The sequence below is a fragment of the Kribbella antiqua genome (assembly GCF_004345665.1).
Lineage (GTDB): Bacteria > Actinomycetota > Actinomycetes > Propionibacteriales > Kribbellaceae > Kribbella > Kribbella antiqua.
This window is the reverse complement of the sequence record NZ_SLWR01000013.1, coordinates 46,625-66,084: the sequence shown is the minus strand read 5'-3', so window position 1 is coordinate 66,084 and position 19,460 is coordinate 46,625. Positions and strand designations below refer to the sequence as shown.

Annotated in this window: 18 protein-coding genes; 8 read left to right on the top strand and 10 right to left on the bottom strand. The window is 67.9% G+C overall.

All coding sequences use genetic code 11. The features are described from left to right. Positions 1-214 precede the first annotated feature (214 nt). The 3 genes from EV646_RS32050 to EV646_RS32040 form a co-directional block, all read right to left on the bottom strand. Positions 215-1,051 (bottom strand): ATP-dependent DNA ligase, encoded by an 837-nt coding sequence (locus EV646_RS32050; RefSeq protein WP_132155313.1) that lies wholly within the window; start codon positions 1,049-1,051, stop codon positions 215-217. An 88-nt stretch (positions 1,052-1,139) separates the two neighbouring features. Next, on the bottom strand, positions 1,140-2,294 hold the full coding sequence (locus EV646_RS32045) for a sensor histidine kinase (protein ID WP_132155311.1): 1,155 nt from the start codon (positions 2,292-2,294) through the stop codon (positions 1,140-1,142). Then, the gene (locus EV646_RS32040; RefSeq protein ID WP_132155309.1) at positions 2,291-2,953 is read right to left on the bottom strand and encodes a response regulator transcription factor; all 663 of its coding nucleotides are present in this window, start codon (positions 2,951-2,953) and stop codon (positions 2,291-2,293) included. Before EV646_RS32040 ends, EV646_RS32045 begins: the two co-directional genes overlap by 4 nt. A gap of 183 nt (positions 2,954-3,136) precedes the next feature. Here EV646_RS32040 and EV646_RS32035 point away from each other — a divergent pair, with 183 nt between their 5' ends. The 3 genes from EV646_RS32035 to EV646_RS32025 are packed head-to-tail and all read left to right on the top strand — an operon-like array spanning position 3,137 to position 6,347. After that, complete coding sequence (locus EV646_RS32035; protein WP_132155307.1) at positions 3,137-4,072, top strand: ATP-binding cassette domain-containing protein; 936 nt, start codon at positions 3,137-3,139, stop codon at positions 4,070-4,072. After that, positions 4,069-5,592 carry an ABC transporter permease subunit gene (locus EV646_RS32030; RefSeq protein ID WP_132155305.1) on the top strand — a complete coding sequence of 508 codons (1,524 nt, stop codon included), beginning with the start codon at positions 4,069-4,071 and terminating at the stop codon, positions 5,590-5,592. Before EV646_RS32035 ends, EV646_RS32030 begins: the two co-directional genes overlap by 4 nt. Next, the gene (locus tag EV646_RS32025; protein WP_132155303.1) at positions 5,589-6,347 is read left to right on the top strand and encodes an ABC transporter permease subunit; all 759 of its coding nucleotides are present in this window, start codon (positions 5,589-5,591) and stop codon (positions 6,345-6,347) included. Before EV646_RS32030 ends, EV646_RS32025 begins: the two co-directional genes overlap by 4 nt. 326 nt (positions 6,348-6,673) lie before the next feature. Here EV646_RS32025 and EV646_RS32020 read toward each other — a convergent pair whose 3' ends face one another. Together EV646_RS32020 and EV646_RS32015 are read right to left on the bottom strand one after the other, a co-directional pair. Further along, a complete protein-coding gene (locus EV646_RS32020) occupies positions 6,674-6,901 on the bottom strand; it encodes a hypothetical protein (protein WP_132155301.1) in 228 nt (75 codons plus the stop codon). A 277-nt stretch (positions 6,902-7,178) separates the two neighbouring features. Continuing rightward, complete coding sequence (locus EV646_RS32015) at positions 7,179-7,442, bottom strand: hypothetical protein (protein WP_132155299.1); 264 nt, start codon at positions 7,440-7,442, stop codon at positions 7,179-7,181. A gap of 77 nt (positions 7,443-7,519) precedes the next feature. Here EV646_RS32015 and EV646_RS32010 point away from each other — a divergent pair, with 77 nt between their 5' ends. Further along, positions 7,520-8,698 (top strand): tyrosine-type recombinase/integrase, encoded by a 1,179-nt coding sequence (locus EV646_RS32010; RefSeq protein WP_199237315.1) that lies wholly within the window; start codon positions 7,520-7,522, stop codon positions 8,696-8,698. Between the two features lie 597 nt (positions 8,699-9,295). Here the strand turns inward: EV646_RS32010 and EV646_RS39060 are convergent. Both EV646_RS39060 and EV646_RS32000 read right to left on the bottom strand, forming a co-directional pair. Next, on the bottom strand, positions 9,296-9,433 hold the full coding sequence (locus EV646_RS39060; RefSeq protein WP_158291069.1) for a hypothetical protein: 138 nt from the start codon (positions 9,431-9,433) through the stop codon (positions 9,296-9,298). A 238-nt stretch (positions 9,434-9,671) separates the two neighbouring features. Further along, entirely contained in the window at positions 9,672-12,908 is a 3,237-nt protein-coding gene (locus tag EV646_RS32000) for an ATP-binding protein (RefSeq protein WP_132155297.1), read from the bottom strand. A 239-nt stretch (positions 12,909-13,147) separates the two neighbouring features. On the opposite strand from EV646_RS32000, the gene EV646_RS31995 reads away from it, so the two are divergent. The 3 genes from EV646_RS31995 to EV646_RS31985 all read left to right on the top strand — a co-directional run bounded on the left by EV646_RS31995 (position 13,148) and on the right by EV646_RS31985 (position 16,136). After that, positions 13,148-13,846 carry an alpha/beta fold hydrolase gene (locus tag EV646_RS31995; RefSeq protein WP_132155295.1) on the top strand — a complete coding sequence of 233 codons (699 nt, stop codon included), beginning with the start codon at positions 13,148-13,150 and terminating at the stop codon, positions 13,844-13,846. A gap of 50 nt (positions 13,847-13,896) precedes the next feature. Further along, positions 13,897-14,769, top strand: a complete 873-nt coding sequence (locus EV646_RS31990; protein ID WP_132155293.1) for an alpha/beta hydrolase — start codon at positions 13,897-13,899, stop codon at positions 14,767-14,769. A 98-nt stretch (positions 14,770-14,867) separates the two neighbouring features. Next, positions 14,868-16,136 (top strand): MFS transporter, encoded by a 1,269-nt coding sequence (locus EV646_RS31985; protein ID WP_132155291.1) that lies wholly within the window; start codon positions 14,868-14,870, stop codon positions 16,134-16,136. On the opposite strand, the gene EV646_RS39055 is transcribed toward EV646_RS31985, so the two are convergent. Next, positions 16,137-16,349, bottom strand: a complete 213-nt coding sequence (locus EV646_RS39055) for a hypothetical protein (RefSeq protein WP_158291068.1) — start codon at positions 16,347-16,349, stop codon at positions 16,137-16,139. A 180-nt stretch (positions 16,350-16,529) separates the two neighbouring features. On the opposite strand from EV646_RS39055, the gene EV646_RS31975 reads away from it, so the two are divergent. Next, positions 16,530-17,801, top strand: coding sequence for a YhgE/Pip domain-containing protein (locus EV646_RS31975; RefSeq protein ID WP_132155289.1), 1,272 nt, complete (start codon positions 16,530-16,532; stop codon positions 17,799-17,801). A 145-nt stretch (positions 17,802-17,946) separates the two neighbouring features. Here the strand turns inward: EV646_RS31975 and EV646_RS31970 are convergent, their stop codons facing one another. Both EV646_RS31970 and EV646_RS31965 read right to left on the bottom strand, forming a co-directional pair. Then, positions 17,947-18,111 (bottom strand): hypothetical protein, encoded by a 165-nt coding sequence (locus EV646_RS31970; protein ID WP_199237314.1) that lies wholly within the window; start codon positions 18,109-18,111, stop codon positions 17,947-17,949. A 451-nt stretch (positions 18,112-18,562) separates the two neighbouring features. Then, complete coding sequence (locus EV646_RS31965) at positions 18,563-19,429, bottom strand: helix-turn-helix transcriptional regulator (protein WP_132155287.1); 867 nt, start codon at positions 19,427-19,429, stop codon at positions 18,563-18,565. Positions 19,430-19,460 lie beyond the last annotated feature (31 nt).

Here is a 19,460-nt window from a genome sequence, read left to right as displayed (position 1 = left end):
GGGGAGCATCGTGTCGCTTCGACGGCCACGGTGGCGGCTCGGTCGAGCAGCCGCCCCGCCGTGTCGTCGAGCCACCTCGGGTCCGTCGTCCGCCCACGAGGTCCAGATAGCGGTCCCAAGTCGCGCGTGCGCGAACTCGAACCTCCACGAGCACGCGATGAGCAGCACCAGCTCGATGGCAGCAACTACGCTCGGACCGAGCCGGGTAATCACATCACTCGTCCGCAGCAGTACCAGAAATCGTCGGAACGTCTTCTGGACCCAGCTCTGCTCGGTACCGCAGGTACCGAAGCCCGTGTCTCCACTGGCCGGCCTGCACAGCGGCATCCGCGGCAACCTCGATCACAGTCTCGGGCCGCACCTTGCTCAGCGGCTTCTTCGAGTCCTTCCCACCCCACCGGTACGACGTGACCTCGTCAGGCCAGGGGTGCCTGCTGCCGCCGGGCCGCAGTACAGCGCCGAGCTCTGCCGACTGCGCTGCGGTCAGTGGCACCGTGCGGCCGACCATGACGAGCTCGCCGTCGGCAGTGTAGCGGCCCGCGATGACGACCTCGGGTCGGTTGATCGGTCCCAGGACACCACCGACGAGCACGTCGTAGGAGGCTCTTCGTTTGACCTTGACCCAGCCGCGCTGACCGCCGGCGTACCGGGTCGCAGCACCCTTGACCACCAGGCCCTCGATGCCCATCGCGTCGGGCAGTACGTCGAACCACTCCTGGGCCTCGGCGAGGCTGTCAGTGACCGGCGACAGTTGCAACGGAGCGGCCCAATTCGACGCGAGCTTTTCCAATTGGCCACGGCGTACGCTCCAGCGCTGCGTGCGCAGATCGACGCCGGCCGCCGCCAGCACGTCGAACGCGACGTACGACGCCGGCACCTCGGCGACCAGCTTCCGCGCCTTCGACGGAGCCGTGACCAGGCGCCGCTGGAGTGCGTCAAAGCTAAGTTTCCCGTCGAGCAGGATCACCACCTCGCCGTTTATCTTTAGCCGGCAGGTGGAAGTGTGCTGTATTGCTTGGCCGTTTGTGTCGTGGACATGTCCACGACGCATGTTCCCTTGGGTACCACCGCGACCACGTGATCAAAGACCTACAGGTGCTATGTCTGCGCTCGCATCAGTACGCCCACATAGGTCTGCATCACGTCGCCGGCGCTCGGTCTGCGTAGTCGCCCGCTTGATGTTCGAGGTTTGGATGAGATCCGTGCGCGAACCGCACGGCGATGGACAGGCCACCTTCGGGGCGTGCGCTGGTGGTGAGGGTGGCGTGGTGAGCCTGGGCGACGGCGTTGACGATGGCGAGGCCGAGACCGTAGCCATCGCTGCGGCCGTTACGATCGGACGCCAGTTTCTGGAACGGTTGAAAGAGGCGGTGGACCTCGTTGTTGGGGATGGCCGGCCCGCTGTTGGCGATCGTCAGGGTCACCTGCGTGCCGAAGGTCTGAGTGGTGATCGTCACGTACCCGTGTGCGTGATTGTGGCGGATGGCATTGTCGATGAGATTGGCGACGAGGCTTTCGATAAGTCGGGGGTCCCCAGCCATCACGGCGGGCGATAGGTGTCCGGCGAGGTGAATGCCTCTCTCCGTTGCCTGGTCGCTGCGGGAGGCGAGCACTCCTTCGACGACTTGGGCGAGGTCGAGGCGATCCCAGCGAGAGATTCCGCGCTCGCTGGTGGCGAGGACGAGCAGTGCCTCGACGACCCGTTCCTGGTGTCCGCCGAGGGCGAGGGCTTCTTGGCAGACCGCCCGCAGCGTCTCGGCGTCGGCGTCGGGGTCGGCCAGGGCGACTTCGAGGAGGGTGCGCAGGCCGGCGAGGGGGGTACGCAGCTCATGGGAGGCGTTGGCGACGAAGTGGCGTTGGGCGTCGAAGGAGGCTTGAAGGCGGGCGAACAGGTCGTCGAGGGTGTGGCCGAGCTCGGTCAGCTCGTCCGTGGGCTCGCCGAGGTCGAGGCGCCGGTGGAGATCGCCGGCGGAGATGATTTTGGCGGTGGCGGTGATGGCGCGCAGCGGATGCAGGAACCGGCCGGCGACGAACCAGCCGAGAGCCAGGGCGACGGGAATCAGAACGACCAGAGCGACGGCGGATCCCGTCAGGAGCTGGGGCAGGCTGATTCCGTTTCCGGTTCCCGTGATGGCGCCCGACGAGGGTTGGCCTTTGGGTGTGGCCGACTGGACGCCGGCGAGCGGGACGACGACGGATACGAGCACCACGGCCCCCGCGGCGTAGATGCCCGTCGCGTAGGCGAGCGCGAGCCGCGTCTGCAAGGACCTTCTGGTGAGCCGCTGGGAAGTCATGACGATCCGATGCGGTAGCCGCCTTCGCGGATGGTCTCGATCGCGGGCGGGTCGCCGAGCTTGGCCCGCAGCCGGTGCATGGTGTGTTTGACGGCGCTGCTGAAGGGGTCGGCTGCCTCGTCCCAGACGCGTTCGAGCAGTTCCTCGGCGGAGATGACCAGGCCGGGTGCGGCAAGCAGGCATTCGAGGAGTGCGAACTCCTTGGGGCTCAGCTCGAGGCGCCGACCGGCCCGGAACGCGGTGCGGCGGGCAGGATCGAGGGTGATGTCCCCGCATGCCAGGGTGGGCGGGACCGGCCGGGTGGCGCGGCGGGCCAGAGCACGGACGCGGGCGACCAGTTCGGCGAACGCGAACGGCTTGGGCAGGTAGTCGTCGGCGCCGAGGCTGAGCCCGTCGACGCGGTCCTCAATCGTGTCGGAGGCGGTGAGCATCAGAACGCGGGTCTCGCAGAAGCCGTGGGCGAGTTGCCGGCAGATCTCGTCCCCGTGGACGCCGGGCAGGTCGCGGTCGAGGACCACCACCTCGTAGCGGGTGACGGCCAGGCAGTCGAGGGCGGCGGTTCCGTCCAGTACGACGTCGACGGCCATGCCCTCGCGGCGCAGCCCGGTTCCGATGGAGCGGGCAAGGACCTCGTAGTCCTCGACAACCAGGACCCTCACCGCCACTCACCGCCGGTCGTCGTGCGGGCGGGGCAGCGGAACCGGCCGCGGGGTCGAGGTGCCATGCCTTGACGATGCCAGATTCCAGGTCTCAGCCAGGTCGCAGCGGCTGCGACCGGGCTGAAACCGGGTGCCGCGTACAACCATCGACATGAATCCATTGCGAACCGTGAGCTCACTGCGATGAGCGCCCCAGGGATCATCGTCGCCGGACTGCGCAAGCGGTTCGGCACGACCTTGGCCCTCGACGGCATGTCCTTTGCTGTCCACCCGGGGCTGGTGACCGGCTTCGTCGGGCCGAACGGCGCCGGAAAGTCCACCACGATGCGGGTAGTCCTCGGCTTGGACGCGGTTGATGAGGGCACCGCGCTGATCGACGGCCGGCCGTACCGCCGCCTCCGGCGTCCGTTGACCCATGTCGGGTCACTGCTGGACGCGGCGGCGCTGCACCCTGGCCGGAGCGCTCGTAACCACCTGCTGTGGCTGGCACATTCACAGGGCCTCCCCGGACGGCGGGCGGACCAGGTGATCGAGGAGGTCGGCCTTTCCTCGGCCGCCAGGCGGAAGGCCGGCGGGTACTCGCTCGGCATGCGGCAGCGACTCGGGATCGCCGCGGCCCTTCTGGGCGACCCGCCGATCATCATGCTCGATGAGCCTTTCAACGGCATGGACCCGGAAGGCATTGTCTGGATGCGTGGCTTCCTGCGGTCGCTGGCCGCGCAGGGCCGCGCTGTCCTCGTGTCGAGCCACTTGATGAGCGAACTGCAGGACACCGCCGATCAACTGGTGGCGGTCGGGCGCGGCAAGGTCATCGCCGATACCAGCGTGACCGGCCTCATCGAGGCTGCCTCCAGGAACCGGGTCGCCGTACGGACCACGGTCCCGGCGGGCGCGACGACGGCTCTCGTTCGGGCCGGCGCCACCGTGGCGGCCGTGGGCCGGGACACCATCACGGTCTCCGGGATCGGCCCCGATCGCATCGTGACGCTGCTGAACGACAGCACCGTGCCGTTTTCCGAGGTGTCGGCGCATCACGCGACGCTGGAAGAGGCCTACCTGGAACTCACGCGCAACGCGGTCGAGTTCCGCGCCGAGACACCGACGGAGGTGCCACGGTGACATCCCCGAGTACGACGTCCCACCGGCTCAGCCAACGGGTCCAGCGGGACGGGTTCTTTCAGTTGCTGCACGCGGAATGGAGTAAGTTCCGCACGGTCGCGGGCTGGGTGATCGGCATGACGGCGGCGGCACTGACGATGGTGCTGTTCGCCCTGCTTGCCGGGATCAGCGGCAACCAGAAGGGCTCACCATCCGTTCCGATCGGACCGAGCGGTGGGCCGGTCACCGACAGCTTCTACTTCGTGCACCAGCCGCTGGCCGGAGACGGCAGCATCACTGTTTCGGTCTCCGCGCTCAACAGCAGCATCCCCGAGGGTCCCGGGGAACTGCGACCCGGCACCGTGCCGTGGGCCAAGGCCGGCCTTATCATCAAGAAGGGCACCGACCAGGGCTCGCCCTACGCGGCGATCATGGTGACCGGCAGCCACGGCGTACGGATGCAGCACAACTATGTCCACGACACGGCCGGCCCCGTCTCCGCCGCGGCTGCTCGCTGGCTACGACTGGACCGTTCCGGCGACGCGATCACCGGCTATGCCTCCACCGACGGAACGAATTGGACCAAGGTAGCCACCGCGCGGGTGAGCGGCCTCGGATCAACTGCGCAGATCGGGCTGTTCGTCGCCTCTCCCCCGGCCGTGGGTGGCGGGGGTACGGCCGGCACCGTGTCCACAGCCACCTTCGGGGATCTCCGTACGCCGGAAGGCTGGGCCGGCGGCGACTGGACAGGCGGTCAAGTGGGCGCCAAATCCCCCACCTTCGCCGGCTACCCGGAGAACGCCTCGGGTTCGTTCACGGCGTCCGACGCCCGGTTCACGGTGACCGGCGCCGGGGACATAGCGCCCGCTGTGCGGGACAGCCTGCCAACCGGGGGTCAGCTCCGGGACATCCTCACCGGCACGTTCGCCGCGCTCATCGTAGTGATCGTCGTGGGTGCGCTGTTCATCACCGAGGAGTACCGCAACAAGATGATCCACCTCACCCTCGCCGCGAGTCCGAGGCGCAGCCTCGTGCTGGTGGCCAAGGCGATCGTGCTGTGGGCAGTCACCTTCGTCGCCGGGTTGGTGGGGGCGATCCTCGCGACTCCACTCGGTGAGCGGCTCGCCCGGGGCAACGGCGTCTACATCTTCCCGGTACCGAGCTCAACCGAACTGCGGGTCGAGCTCGGCACCGCCGCCCTGCTCGCGACCGCGTCGGTCCTGGCCCTGGCCGTCGGCGCCATCTTCCGGCACAGTGCGGGCGCGGTCACCACGGTCGTCGTGGCCATCGTGCTGCCCTACATCCTGATCGCCATCCCGTTCATGCCCGCAGCCGTGTCGAAGGGAGTGGCCACGGTGACACCGGGCGCGGCTTTCGCCGTCCAGCAGACGCTTGTGCCGTACGACCAGGTCGCGAGCAACTACACGCCGTACTACGGCTACTACCCGCTGGCGCCATGGGCCGGGGTCGCCGTCCTGGCCGGATACGCGCTGGCGAGCCTGGCCGTGGCCGCGGTCGTTCTCAGCAGGAGGGATGCATGAGACTCGCCCTGCATGCTGAATGGACGAAGATCCGGACTGTCGCCAGCCCTCTGTGGCTCCTGCTCGGTACCGTCGCGGCGACCGTGGCCCTGAGCGCCGGGGCAACCTCGGTGGTGAGTTGCACGTCTTCTGGCTGCGGCGGCGACACGACCAAGCTCACCCTCATCGGCGTCGACCTCGGCCAGGCGCTGGTCGCCATTCTGGCCGTGCTGGTCATCAGCAGCGAGTACAACTCGGGCATGATCCGCACCAGCCTGACGGCGGTACCGCGGCGTACCACCCTGTTCGCGGCCAAGGCCATTACTGTCACCGGCGTCGTGGCGGTCGCCGGAACGGTCGCCGTCCTTGGGTCGGTGCTCGCCGGGCGACTCATCCTGCCCGACCTCGGCGACCAGGCCCTGTCCCTGGACGACGGGCCGACGCTGCGCGCGGCTTCCGGAACGGTCCTCTACCTGATCCTGATCGGCCTTCTGAGCCTCGGTATCGCGACCGCCGTGCGGGACTCCGCCACCAGCATCGGGGGCGTCCTCGGCCTGCTCTACATCGTCCCGATCATCTCCCAGACCATCAGCGACCCGGACTGGCAGCACCTGCTCGAGAAGATCGCACCGATGAGCGCCGGGCTCGCCATCCAGACCACCACCAACCTCGGCAGCCTGCCTATCAGCCCCTGGGCCGGCCTCGGCGTGACCGCCGGGTGGGCCGCCGCGGCGCTCTTGGCCGGCGGCCTGCTGCTGCGCATGCGCGACTCCTAGCACTTTCACGGTCAAAGCCAAACGCCTGACGTCGTCCGTGGCCGAGCGCCGCCACGGTTGGGTGAGCTTCTCCCGGGGTCACCCAGTCTCGTCGTTGGGGCGACGCTCAGGCAGGTCCACAACGGATGAACCGACCGGTCGACGCCGGGCTGCCCTCAATTCGCCGTGAGCAGCTGCCAGCTCGTCGCGCAGCTCAGCGACTTCGCGGTTGAGCTCTCGACCGCGTCGGTGCGCGACTTCGAGCCGGCAAACGAGGGACGCGGCCGAGGTCGTGTCGGAGCCGTTCGATGGCGGCCCGGATCTCGGGCTGAGTGTAGAGCCAGGACCTACGCCTCGCGGCGCATCTTGTGGTTCCAGTAGCGGATGTAGGGGTTGGCGTCGTCATCGAAGACCAGCGGGTCATAGCCCAACGCGCACGCGTCTCCCAGTCGCAGACCGGTGGCGATCATCAGCTCGGTGAGGAAGCGGCCGTCCGGGTGTGGCCACTCGGGCAGATGAGCTCGGACCTGGATCATGACGTGGCTGTTCAGGCCGCGGGCCCGCAGCGGGTCCATCCGGGGATAGCCGAGCCGGTGCAGCTGCCACAGGTCGCGCGGGGTATTCGTTGGCCCAGCTATGGCCGTCCAGCAGATCGGCCAGCTGCTCGATGACGAAGCCAAGGAAGACCTGCGAAGTCGCTCCATGCTTAGGGTTCGGCCACTGCTGCCGGAAGAGTGTGAGCCACTCGGCGCGGTTGCGGTCGAGCAGCGTGGTTGCGCCGCTGTGGAGTAGCAACCGGGTCAGGTAGCCCACAGAGTGGGCGCACCGTGTTCGGGTAACGATCCTGATCAGTCAGGGGGACAAGAACTGCTCGACCGGCACCAGCTGGCGCCAGTCATCGCCCAGCACGGTCCACGACTCTTCACCAGCCCCGAGAGGAGCCACCCGCTGTACCCGCATCGGCTCTCCCGCCATGTCGTAGACACGAAACCTAGAGCTGTCCAACACGACTCCGTCCGGCAGCTGGTCGACGGCGGCCGCGGCGATGTCGGGGAACTGCGCCGTCAGGTCCTTGCGCTGACGTGACCAGATCCGCGCGGCGTCGCCGGATCGCACGATTGACGCCCGGCTAGTTGACTGAACTCTTCGGGGCGCCAGTTGGTGCTACAGCGGATGCCGGGAGAGGGTGTGGCGTGCCAAACGTTGAGCCGGGTCGTGTGGTCGAGTTCGAGTCGGGCCTGCGATGGAGAGTGCTGTTCCCGGATCTCGAGCACGGGGCGGCATCGGGGTATTTGCGCGAGCTGGCTGCGTCGGATTGCAGTCCGTCGACGTTGCGCAGCTACGCGTTCGATCTGCTGCGCTGGTTCAGGTTCCTGCACCGCCAGCACACGCCATGGGAGCGGGCGGAAAGGCTTGATGTGCGGTCGTTCGTCGAGTGGTTGCGGCAGGCCCCGAATCCGCAACGCCTACGGCGCCGCCCCGAAGTGCCGCAAGCTGGTTCGGTGAACCCGGTCACCGGCAAGCCGGTGCTCGCAGCAACGTACGCCAGCCGCACAATCAACCACCAACTGAGTGTTCTGTTCGGCTTCTACGAGTGGGCATGCTCGACCGATGCCGGGCCGCTGATGAATCCGGTGCCGGCACAGCGCGGACGCGGTGTCGAGCGGCTGTACGTGCACCACAATCCGATGGAGAACTTCGTGGTGCACCGGCGGGCCACATATCGCCAGAAGACGCCACGGCCGGTGTGGCGGGCAATACCTGACGATGCGGCTGACGCGTTGTTCGACCAGTTGCGTAGTCACCGTGACCGAGCGCTGGTCTCGTTCTGGCTGTCGAGCGGCGCACGTGCGACCGAGTTGCTGGGCCTGAATCACGACGGCGATGTGGACGCGGGCGCGAACACGATCAGGGTGGTCAGCAAGGGCAGCCGCCTGCGGGAGACGATCCCGGCCAGCGTCGACTCATTTGTCTGGCTCGCCCTCTACCTAAGCGAAGAGCGACCGCCGATCTCACCGGGCAGCCCGGTGTGGTGGACCCGCCAGGGCACGCCACGCCCGCTGACCTATCACGCTGCCCGGGCAGTGCTTCAACGCGCGAACGCAGCGCTGGGCTCGAACTGGACCTTGCACGATCTGCGGCACACCGCTGCGGCGCGGATGCTGTCGGATCCGGCGTTCACGCTATTCGACGTGCAGACCATCTTGCGGCACGCGAGCGTAACGACGACCCAGATCTACGCCCAGCCGCGCCTGGAGGAGCTCGTCGGCAAGGTCCTCGAGCACTACGCCCGGCCCCGGGTCGCCGGACCGGTGATCGAGCCGGCCTACGACTCCGCGGCCGTCCTGGAGCTGCTGGGGATCGGCGCGTGATCGGCCAGAGCACAGCTCCGCGCGGCGGTAAGGCGATCTTGGAGTCACGGCGGCGCGCGAACCAGACCCGCAAGGCCGCTGGGCCGTCGACCAAACTGCCGCACACCGCCACTTCATCGAACGCCGCCGCGAGCTCCGTCCGTTCGGCGAGCTGAGGCCGGCGTCCGGGGAGGAATGGGACGAGTTCGAGCAGCACTTCCTGCTGCGCAAGGTCGCCCTCGGCGACTGCCACCGGCCTTACGGCACACCCTGTGTCCACGAGCACGCCTGCAGTCGGTGCCGGTTCCTCCGCGTCGACCCCGCCCAACTGCCGCGCATCGAGGAGATGACCTGCAACGCCGAAGCACGCTTGGCCGAGGCGCAAGACCGAGCCTGGCTCGGTGAGGTCGCCGCCTTGGAGGAGTCACTGAAGCATCTGCGGCAGCGTCGCGCCGAGGCCGAGAGTCAATCAGCCGCCGCTGACGCCCCGGCACGTTGACCGGGCGCACCTGTCGGCGCTCTCACATAGCATCCCCGTAAGTGGCCTGCGTGTGACTCGCCGACTCCAGGAGGTGTCGTGGACGCGGTGCGCTGGAGGGCTGCAACGTTTGCCGGTCATCAGCTCCGATACGCGGTGGCCGGGAGCGGCCCGGTGCTGTCGAGAGCCGCGGCGGGCGGCGGTGGTTCGTCGCGAATGCACTTCTCGTGGTTCCGCTCCTGCGCCGGGAACCGCTCCGGAGTACCGGCGTTGCTCACCCAGGCAACCGTGAGGCCCCGGTGGCTCGCCGGGTCGGCACCCGTCAGGAGGTGATTTCGGCGAGGGTCGTGCGGCGGCTCCTCAACGACGTCGCGCTGTCGGCCGACATGCGCCACGCCAGTGAACCGATCACGTTCATGGCAGACGCCTAGTGAGCAGTTGTCCCACCGCGGCGGTCGTCCTTACGTCAGCCTCCGATACATCGCATACACGCCTGCGGAGCGCGTCGTCGGATCTTCACCTGCTGAGTTCCGCCAGGAACGTTTCGGCTCGTCTGGCGAAGAGGTGGGCCTCGCGGGTTGTGGACAGGGCGCGCGCTTCCTGGGCTGTGGCGCGAACCGTTTCCATCGGACGACCCTGACTGTGAAGGGTTCGTGCTCGCATGAGGAGGACCAGTCCTTCTGCGTACCGTTCGCCGTAGGCGGAGATGAAGGTCTCGGCCTTGTCCAGTGCCGCTGCGGCCGCAGCGGCATTACCGTCGGCGAGCTGGATCTCGGCGAGGAGGGCGTACCACGTGGCGAGGTTCGATCGCGGTGGGTCGACGAGGAATGTCTCGATGATGTGGTCCACCTCTGTCCCGCTGGCGGCCGGGTCCGCACCGGACATCGCCAGCGCCCAGAGTCTTGCCAGGCGGATGTAGCTGCCGGAGAACGCGAAGGCGAAGTCCGGGTCGAGCGCGATCGCGGTCTCGGCCGCGCGCAGAGCCCAGTCGTGGTCGCCGGCCGCGGCCGCGGCGGTGACGCTGAACGAGCCCCAGATGCTGATCGCGTAGGGATCGTTGACCGCATCTGCCTCGATGTTGCCGAATTCCTCACGTGCGGTGGCCAGGTCGCCGTGGAGTGCGGTGTTCAGGGCGAGCATGACGGGAGTGAGCATCTGCAGGCGGAAACGAAGCGGTTCGGCGTCTCGCTCAGCCCGGATGAGTGCCGCTGTCCGGCTCAGGCTGCGGTACGCCGCACCGACGTTCCCCGAGCTCCATTGGTACACGCCCCATGCGTGGTGTCCCGATGCTTGCACCACTGGGTCTGCGGACCGTTGGCCGTCGTCGAGGAGGCGTCGCGCGAGCCGGCCGGCAGTCCGGACCCGGAGCCCTTGGGCATGCGCGAGGAACCGTGAAAAGAGGAACCCGGTGGCCTCACGTTCCCGGCCGAGCGCCCGCGCGATGCTCTCCGCCCGGTCGAGGTGGTCCATCGTGGTGCCTACGAAGCCGGCGTGGATACCTATGATGGCGGTCAGCTCGGTGAGTGCGGTGAGTTCGATCCCGGCGAGCCCGGCGCTGCGCGCGACTCCAGCCGCGATGTCCAGATCCTTTTCGGCGACGTCGTATGCCGATCGTCTCGCCGCGATCCGGCCCGCGGCGACGAGCGCTTCGGCGGTCCGCGCAGCATCGGCCAGTGGGCCGGCCGCCAGCAGGTGGTGGGCGAGCGCCTCGGCGCGCGTCTCGTTGTGGACGGCAACGGACTCCAGCGCGTCGGCAGCCTGCAGGTGAAGTCGGCTGGTCTCCGAGATGGGGGTGGAGCGGACGACGGACTCGCGGACGAGGTCGTGTGCGAAGCGCCATTCTCCGGTGGCGTCGGGCGGAGCGTGGAGCAGACCGTGCGTCTGCAGGGTCTCGAGGTATTTCAGGCACAGCGAGGGATCGATGCCAGCGGCGCGCGACAACAGCCGGACGTCGATGTCGCGACCCATCAGGGCCGCGATCGCGATCAGACGACGCTCCTCGTCGTCCAGTTGGCTCGTCCGGTCGCGGACAATGTCGCGCACAGTGGCAGGTACCGCGGCCTGTACCGCGTCGGCGTTGGTCAGATCTCCGCTGTCTGCCATGAAGCGGGCTAGTTCGACGACGAAGAACGGGTTGCCTTCGGTCCGGGCCTGGATGCTCCGCGCGATGCCAGGCGTGGGAGTCTGCCCGATCTCGCGTCGCACCAGTTCGGCCACGTCGGTCGGCTCGAGCGGGCCCAGGACAAGTCGCCGGTGCCCGTCGTGGCGAGCGAGAGCTGCGAGCAGGTGCTGCAGTTCCTCGTGGGGTGCGGGGGCGTGGTCACGCAGCGCTCCCGCCAACACGCAGCGGGCGGGGAGTGACCGTGCCAGGTGCTCGAACAGCTGGAGGGAGGTCTGATCTGCCCAGTGCAGGTCGTCCACGACCACCACCACAGATTGCTTGGCTGCCACGGTGCCGGCCAGCGAGATCACCTGCTCATAGAGCCGGGACTGTGCTCGAGGGTCCGGTCTGGTCGGCGGTACGTCGCCGGACTGGTTCAGGAGGGCGCCGAGCTGGGTGGTCATCCATCGCTCAGCCTGGTCTTGAGGCACTGCGCTCATCAGCGTGCGGACGATCTGTATCCACGGCCACATTGCGGGGGCACCGTCACCATCGTGGCAGCGCCCCCATGCCGTGAAAGCGCCCTGATCCCGCGCGTCCTCGACCACCTCGTGCAGCAGCCGGCTCTTGCCCACTCCCGGCGGCCCTTCCACCAGGACGACCTGTGGACGGCCGAACGTGGCCGAGTCGACGGCATGGCGGAGCAGGGCGAGCTCGGCTCTTCGGCCGATGAGCCTGCCCGGCTGCCGTGCGCGGCTCGACCGATCCCTGTCCCCGGTTCGGTCCAGGTCGGCCTCGACGCTCACCGGCGGTGCGGGGAGTCGTTCGAGTGACCGGGACGGGCTCGTCGTCTCGGTGCGAACTAGCACCTGCTGATGAGCCTCCCGTAGCGTCTGACCGGGGTCGACGCCGAGCTCGTCGGCGAGCCGCGTCCGGACGGTGTCGAACACCGATAAGGCCTCGGATTGCTGTCCCGCCGCTGCCAGGGCAATCATGAGCGTCGCCTGGAGCGTCTCGTCGTACGGCGCGATCCAGGCGGCCAGGCGGAGCGGCTGCAGGATGCGCTTGGCCTGGCCGAGGGGCACAGCGACCCGGGCGGCCTCCAAGCAGGCGTCGAACAGCTCGCGGTTCACGGATGCGAACAGTGGGACCGCGTTGGCCTCCGAGGTGAGGCCGTCTCCCGCTGGGCCGTGCCATTTACCGAGTGCTTGCTCGTAGGCCGCTACCGCGTCCTCCGCCCACTGTCCGGCTACCGCGGCGCGGGCTCGGCGTACCAGCTCGCGGAACTCGGCGAGGTCCAGAGAGACGTTGCCCGGATCGAACCGGTAGCCGCTGCTGTGTCGATGGATGTAGGAGCCGGCCGCGCGCGCCGAAAGAGCGGGCTCGAGGACCCTCCGCAACGCTCCGACGTACTTCTGCACGATGTTCATCGCCGAGCGCGGCATGTCGTCGCCCCAGATCAGGTCGATCAGCTGGGAGGTGCTGACGGGTCCACCCGCGCGTGCCAGCAGCAGCGTCAGCAGGTAGACCTGCTGACGGGGCCCGGGATCGACCTCGACGCCGTCACGCCACACCCGAGTCGCGCCGAGGATCTGCAAGGCGAGCTGAGTGTTCCCGTCGCCGGGAGCAGACTGGCCTTCCGCTGTGGTCATGTCGGTCGCTGTCCCGCGTCCGGTTCTTCTGGGACTGTCAAGTCGGCCCCCCGCCGCTCCTTGGCCCTGTCGCTGCTGAGGGGAACGCTACGCGTTGCCGAGTCCCGCAGAACAGCGGTTCCTGAAAATCGGCCGCGGCGGCGTCGTACTGAATTCCGGCCGGGATCGGCGATGCACAAGTTGTTCAGTCGACGCTGATGAGCTGGTGCCGTCCAGACACCGCAGCGAAAGGCCGGCCCATGTCACAACCCACCGTCGTCCTGGTCCACGGGGCGTTTGCCGACGCGTCCAGCTTCGGCGAGGTCGTACCTCGACTGCTGGACGACCAGATCGCCGTCGTCGCGTCGGCTGTTCCGAACCGCTCGCTGAACGGCGATGCTGCCTACCTCAGAGCCGTCCTGGCCTCGATCCCAGGACCCGTCGTACTCGTGGGCCACTCCTACGGCTGCGCGGTCGCGACGGTGGCCGGCACCGCGGACAACGTGAGCAGCCTCGTCTACCTGGCCGGATTCGTCCCGGACCAAGGTGAGAGTCTCGGTGAGCTCGCTGGGCGCTTCGCGGACTCGGAACTCGCGACAGCCCTGGTACCTACGCCGGTCCCCGGGGGCGTCGATCTCACGGTGGCGGTGGACAGGTTCCCAGCCGTCTTCGCCGCCGATGTCGACGCTGGTGTCGCGCGAACCCTGGCCGTCACGCAGCGTCCGCTGTCCGCAGCCGCCTTCGAGGAGAAGGCCGAAGCGGCCGCCTGGCACACCAAGCCCGCCTGGGGCGTCGTCGCGACCGCGGACCACACGATCAACCCCGAGGTCCAGCGCTTCGCCTACCAGCGCGCCAACGTGGCGGCGCTCGAGGTCGAGTCCTCCCACCTGCTGATGCTCTCGCAGCCGACCGTGGCAGTGGAGCTGATCAAGAAGGCCGTCCTGGCCGTCAGCGACTGAACCATCCCGCACCGCCTCGACATCACTCGATCCGCCCCGAGGAGACACACATGACACACTCGCACCGGAAACCTCTCACCTTCATCGGCGCCCTCGTCGCCGTCTTCGCACTCGTCGGCGTGTTGCTAACCAGCGCCAACCCACCTGCGAAAGCCGCCAAGGCTGCCGCTGCGACACCACAGGGCCAGTCGCAGGTCTCATCAAGGTCAACCAAGCCCACCATCGTGCTGGTGCACGGAGCATGGGCTGACGCCTCCGGATGGACCTCCGAGCTCCAAGCGCTGCGTGCCAACGGCTATGAAGCGATCGCCCTGGCCAATCCGCTCAGAGGCCTCGCATCGGACGCCGCCTACATCCGGAGCGTCCTGGACACCATCGACGGCCCCGTCGTCCTGGTCGGACACTCCTACGGCGGTGCGGTCATCAGCGGCGCCGCCACAGGCGCGGGCAACGTCAAAGCCCTGGTCTACGTGGCCGCCTTCGTTCCCGACGAGGGGGAGCCCGTCGGATTCCTGGCGCGGCTCAACCCGGGAAGCCTTGTGACCGACGACGCCCTTCTCGCACGCCCGTACCCGACGCCCAGCGGCGGGACCGACGTCGACCTCTACCTGCGGGCCGAGATCTTCCACCGGGCGTTCGCCGCAGACCTCCCCACGGAGACGACGAGGCTGATGTGGGCCACCCAGCGTCCGCTCGCGGCTTCAGCGTTCTCCGAGCCGGCCGGACCGGCCGCCTGGCGGACCATCCCGTCGTGGTACCTCCTCGCCACCGAGGACAAGACCATCCCGCCGAAGACGCAGGAATACATGGCCGGCCGCGCACACGCCACAACCATCCGCGTGCGCGCCTCGCACGTCGCCATGATGTCGCGACCAGCGGCCACCACGAACCTCATCCTCGCCGCCGCTCGCGCAGTCAGCTGACACCCCGCTGCGCCGACGCGGCAGTCGCGCACCCGACGAGCAGGATTCCCGCGCGAATCACACCCGGCAACGCCATTCATCACGCGAACGGAGCCGACATGCACGACCAGGCCTACCAAGCGCAGTGTCGCTCCGCCGAGCTGCGACACCGCCCCGGAGAAGCGGACCGCCGCGCCACCTTGATCCTCCTCGCCCTCGCACTGGGGACATTCGCCATCGGGACCGGCGAGTTCGGGAGCAACGGGATCGTCCAGCTGTTCGCGGACGACCTAGACGTCTCCGTGCCCGCGGCGACCTACGCCGTCACCGCTTACGCGCTCGGCGTCGTCGTTGGCTCTCCCGTGCTCAGCATCGCCGCTGCCCGCCTGAACCGCCGGACGCTCCTCCTTGCACTGGTGGGACTGTTCCTGGTGGGCAACGTGCTGTCAGCCGTCGCCTCCGACCTGGGGATGCTCGCGATCGCCCGCTTCATCACGGGGACCGTCCAGGGCGCGTACTTCGGGGCCGGGGCCGTGGTCGCGGCCTACGCCTACGGCCCCGGCAAGGGCGGAAAGGCATTCGCTGCCGTGATGACCGGACTGACCATCGCGACCATCATCGGTTCACCGATCGGCACCTTCATCGGGCAGCAGGCCGGTTGGCAGGCCCTCTACGTCACCGTGGCCGGTATCGGACTCTGCGCCGGTACGGCGATCCGGTACTGCGTACCGCGCACGCCCGCACTGGACGGCGGACCGGTAAGGCAGGAGCTCGGAGCCCTCCGACGCCCGATGGTCTGGGTCACCATGGCCATCGCCGCACTCGGCATCTCGAGCATCTTCGCCGTCTACACGTTCATCGGCCCCTACGTCACCGAGGCAGCCGGAGCCGACCAGGCGATCATCCCTGTCGCGCTGGCGGTCTTCGGCGTCGGAATGGCCGCAGGCAACTGGCTCGGCGGTCGTTTGGCCGACGAGTATCCCTACCGGGGAGTGGTCCTCGGATACGGAACAGTGCTGGTCTTCCTCGTTCTCGTGGCTCTTGGCGGCCGGCACCTGCTCGTCCTGTTCCCCGCCCTGTTCGGAGTCGGCGCCACGATGATGATGGCGATACCGACCATCCAGGTCCTCCTGACCCGCTACGCACCAGAAGCGCCCACGCTGATGGGAGCGTTGAACCTGGCCTCGCTCAACCTCGCCAACGCACTCGGCGCAGTCGGCGGAGCAATCGTTCTCGACGCAGGCTGGGGGACGCTCTCGACGGCCTGGACCGGGTTCATCCTCACAAGCGCCGGCCTCCTTCTCTTCGCCCTGACCGTCCCCCGGGTCGCACCCCCGCCTGCCCCGCAGCAGCTCCCCCTCGCAACCGGACACCCACAGAAGCGGTGATCACATGCTCTCCTGGCGCTCCCAGAACTCGTTCCTGTCCGTCTGCTCCACCGGATCGGTCCTGTCAGTCGGCAGCATCGGATCCTTCGCCTCGGTCGGCTCCATCGGCTCGGCATTCTCCCTCGGCTCAATCGGCTCGTGGACATCCGTACTGAGCACGCTCGCCGCGCACAGCAACTGCTCTCTCCTGAGCCGGCAAAGCAACTGCTCCACCCTGAGCGATCACAGCAATTGCTCCATCCTCAGCGACCACCGGGACTTCTCCATCCTGAACAGGCCAAGTCCACGCACCGCAACGCACGCCGGTAGCGCATTCAGCGCCCGGCCCGGCACGGCCGCGAACCTTGTCTTCCACCTACTTCGAGCGCTCTCCTGACGACCGAGGACCAACTCATGAACGTACGCCGTACGCTCTCCCGCCGCGCCTGGCTGCTGCCCATCCTTCTCATCGTCGGACTGGCCGCCACCTTGCCGGCCATCTACCTCGCCAGCACCATCGATCCCCAACGTCACCTGACCGACATGCCGGTCGGACTCGTCGTCGAAGCACAGGACGGAGCTGCAACTCCCGACTACGCCGAAGGCGTCGCTGCGGCGATCGAGGCGGGAACGGGAAAGACACTCGCGATCACCCGTATGACCCACGACGAACTGGCCACCGCGATGGACGACGACCGGATCGCAGGTGCGGTCGTGATCCCCGCAGACTTCGACACCTCGATCGCCAGCCTCTTCCCGGGCGCATCCAGCTCCACCGTTCCCACCGTCACCATCGTGACCAACGCCGGAGATGGAGGCCTCAGCACCGGCTTGCTGGTCGGCAACCTCACGCCCGCGCTGCGAGGGGTTGCCGACGGACTCGGCAAGCAACTGCTCCAGAGCACGCCGCGATCCGAGCTACCTGCAGCCAACGTCGCCCTGCTTTCGCAACCGTTCGACACGGCTTCCCGCGCCTACAAGCCCCTTCCTGACCACGCCGGCATGGGGATGAGCGCGTTCTACTTCTCGCTGGTGCTCGTCTTGATCGGCTTCATCGGCGCATCCCTGACCAACCCGCTCGTCGACTCGGCGCTGGGCTTCATCCCGAGCGAGCTCGGCCCTCTCGTGGCCCGTGAGCCGTACACAGCCGTGTCACGCAGACGCACCTTCCTTGCCAAGGTCGCAGTCCTCGTGACCGCCGGACCCTTCGCCGCGCTCGCGATCCAACTCGTCGCAGCCGTGTTCGGCGTCACCGTCGACGAGCCGATCACCCTCTGGCTCTACTCCACAGCCGTGATCGCTGCAATCGGCACCAGTGCCCTCGCCGTCTTCGCGGTCTTCGGATCCGGGATAGGCTCGCTCGTCAACACCCTGTTCTTCGTCGCTCTCGCCATGGTCTCCTCCGGAGGAACGGTGCCCATCGCAGCAACACCGCAGTTCTTCCACCTGTTCTCCGTCATCTCTCCCTACCGGCACGTTGTCGACGGCACACGTTCCCTCTTCTACTTCGACGGGAACCTCAGCGCAGGACTCGGCAGCGCCTGGATCAGCCTCGCCGTCGGCGGCACGCTCGGCCTCACCCTGGGACTCGTGGTGACGACCCTGTACGGCCGGGTCCACGCCTTCAGCCGCCATCCGCACGAGAGGCAAGCCGATGACAGCGCAGCGCCCAGGCCCGTCACCTGAGCGACCGTCCCCTGGTCAGCTAAATCGGAATACTTCCCATGATCGACCGAAACGTCAGTGACAGCTTGAATCCGATCAAGCTCATCTGGACAGCACCGTCGCGGAAAATGGCCCCACTACCCGGCGTCTCGGTGGCTTGACATGTTCAGTGAAGGAAGCCGTCCCACTTGGGTTCGTAACGTGATCCGCCCGGCAGCGCGTGCTCGCCCGGGATCTCGTCGACTGCCCGGGCGAGCTCGAGGTCGACCGGGCCGACCAGGTCCGGCGGCAGCCGGACCACGCCAGGCTTAGCGCGGCGCGCCGGGCTCATCGTCATCCCTGGGGCGGTCGAACGGCGGCCACACCACCTGAACGATCCGCTTGACCTCCAGGCTGGGATCCCGCTTCGGGCATAGGCGGTGGACTGGCAAAGAGCACATATTCGAAGTGTGCGGTATTCCCCTCTGTCTCTGAGCGTGAAATCGGGTGTCGTTTGTCCGCCGGATTCGATCCGTTGGCCCTCGACGGGGTCTCTGGTGTCACAGCGCCTTTTTAAGTCACTTGCGGCTACTTGGATGGTCGCGCGGGCGATGGCTATCCACTCCAGGTGGCAGCTGCTCCGCTGTCGAGGTAGTGGTGATGGTCGAGGGCGCGATGCATCACGGAGCGCGGCTCGACGGCGACTACGCGAGCCGTGGCGCGTTGGACGACCGCGAGCAGCGCCGGGCCTGGCGGTGCTGCTGAGGCTGCCCGTGCGTGAAGGCCGGCGCTGGAGCGGAAGTCTACGGCTGGGGTTGCTGGGCTGGGCTGGTTGGTGCTGTCCAGCTGCCGAGGATGCTCATCGCTTCGGCGGTGGGTGAGCCTGGTTCCACGGTGTAGACGAGCATGACCAGGCCGGGGTCGGTGGACAGTTCGAAGGATTCGTAGCCGAACTCGAGGTCGCCGACGACGGAGTGGGTGAGCAGTTTCGCGCCGGAGCGGTACCGGAAGACGTCGTGGGCTGCCCACAGGCCGCGGAATTCGTCGCTCTGGGTGGACAGGGTTCCGATGATGTTGATCAGTTCCTTGTCGTGCGGGTCGCGGGCGGTGGCGGCGTGGAGGAGTGCGACGACGTTGTGTTTGGCGGTGTCGAAGTCGCGGTGGAAGGTCTGTGCGCGCGAGTCGAGGAATAGGTAGTGGGCGTAGTTGTATTGGTCTTGGGAGCCGTCGTCGGGCAGCGAGTACAGGGCCCGGCCGATGCGGTTGGACGCGAGCCGGTCGAGCCGGGCGTTTTGGACGAACGCGGGAGTCTCGATCGAGTCCAGCACGCGTTGGATCCCGGGCCGGATCGTGGTGTGACGGGATGGTCGGGGTCGCGCGGGCCGGTGCTGGGTGAGGGTGACGAGGTTGAGGAGGTGGTCGCGTTCGTCGTCGTCGAGTTGCAGGGCTCGGGCGATGGATTCGATGACTTCGCGGGATGCGCCAGACATTTTCCCGCGCTCGAGTCGGGCGTAGTAGTCGGTGCTGACGCCGGCGAGCTGGGCGACTTCTTCGCGGCGCAGGCCGGGCACGCGACGTTTGCCGCTGTAGAGGGGGACGCCGGCTTGTTCTGGGGTGAGGTTGGCGCGGCGCGAGGTGAGGAAGCTGCTGATCTCCGAGCGCGGGTCCATGGTTCCTACGTTAGGTCGGGTGTGGTGGTCA

Coding starts and splice junctions, on each gene's coding strand:
- EV646_RS32050 (WP_132155313.1), bottom strand. CDS start 1,051: ATGCGTCGTGGACATGTCCACGACACAAACGGCCAAGCAATACAGCAC.
- EV646_RS32045 (WP_132155311.1), bottom strand. CDS start 2,294: ATGACTTCCCAGCGGCTCACCAGAAGGTCCTTGCAGACGCGGCTCGCG.
- EV646_RS32035 (WP_132155307.1), top strand. CDS start 3,137: ATGAGCGCCCCAGGGATCATCGTCGCCGGACTGCGCAAGCGGTTCGGC.
- EV646_RS32025 (WP_132155303.1), top strand. CDS start 5,589: ATGAGACTCGCCCTGCATGCTGAATGGACGAAGATCCGGACTGTCGCC.
- EV646_RS32020 (WP_132155301.1), bottom strand. CDS start 6,901: ATGGACCCGCTGCGGGCCCGCGGCCTGAACAGCCACGTCATGATCCAG.
- EV646_RS32000 (WP_132155297.1), bottom strand. CDS start 12,908: ATGACCACAGCGGAAGGCCAGTCTGCTCCCGGCGACGGGAACACTCAG.
- EV646_RS31995 (WP_132155295.1), top strand. CDS start 13,148: ATGTCACAACCCACCGTCGTCCTGGTCCACGGGGCGTTTGCCGACGCG.
- EV646_RS31990 (WP_132155293.1), top strand. CDS start 13,897: ATGACACACTCGCACCGGAAACCTCTCACCTTCATCGGCGCCCTCGTC.
- EV646_RS31985 (WP_132155291.1), top strand. CDS start 14,868: ATGCACGACCAGGCCTACCAAGCGCAGTGTCGCTCCGCCGAGCTGCGA.
- EV646_RS31975 (WP_132155289.1), top strand. CDS start 16,530: ATGAACGTACGCCGTACGCTCTCCCGCCGCGCCTGGCTGCTGCCCATC.
- EV646_RS31970 (WP_199237314.1), bottom strand. CDS start 18,111: ATGAGCCCGGCGCGCCGCGCTAAGCCTGGCGTGGTCCGGCTGCCGCCG.
- EV646_RS31965 (WP_132155287.1), bottom strand. CDS start 19,429: ATGGACCCGCGCTCGGAGATCAGCAGCTTCCTCACCTCGCGCCGCGCC.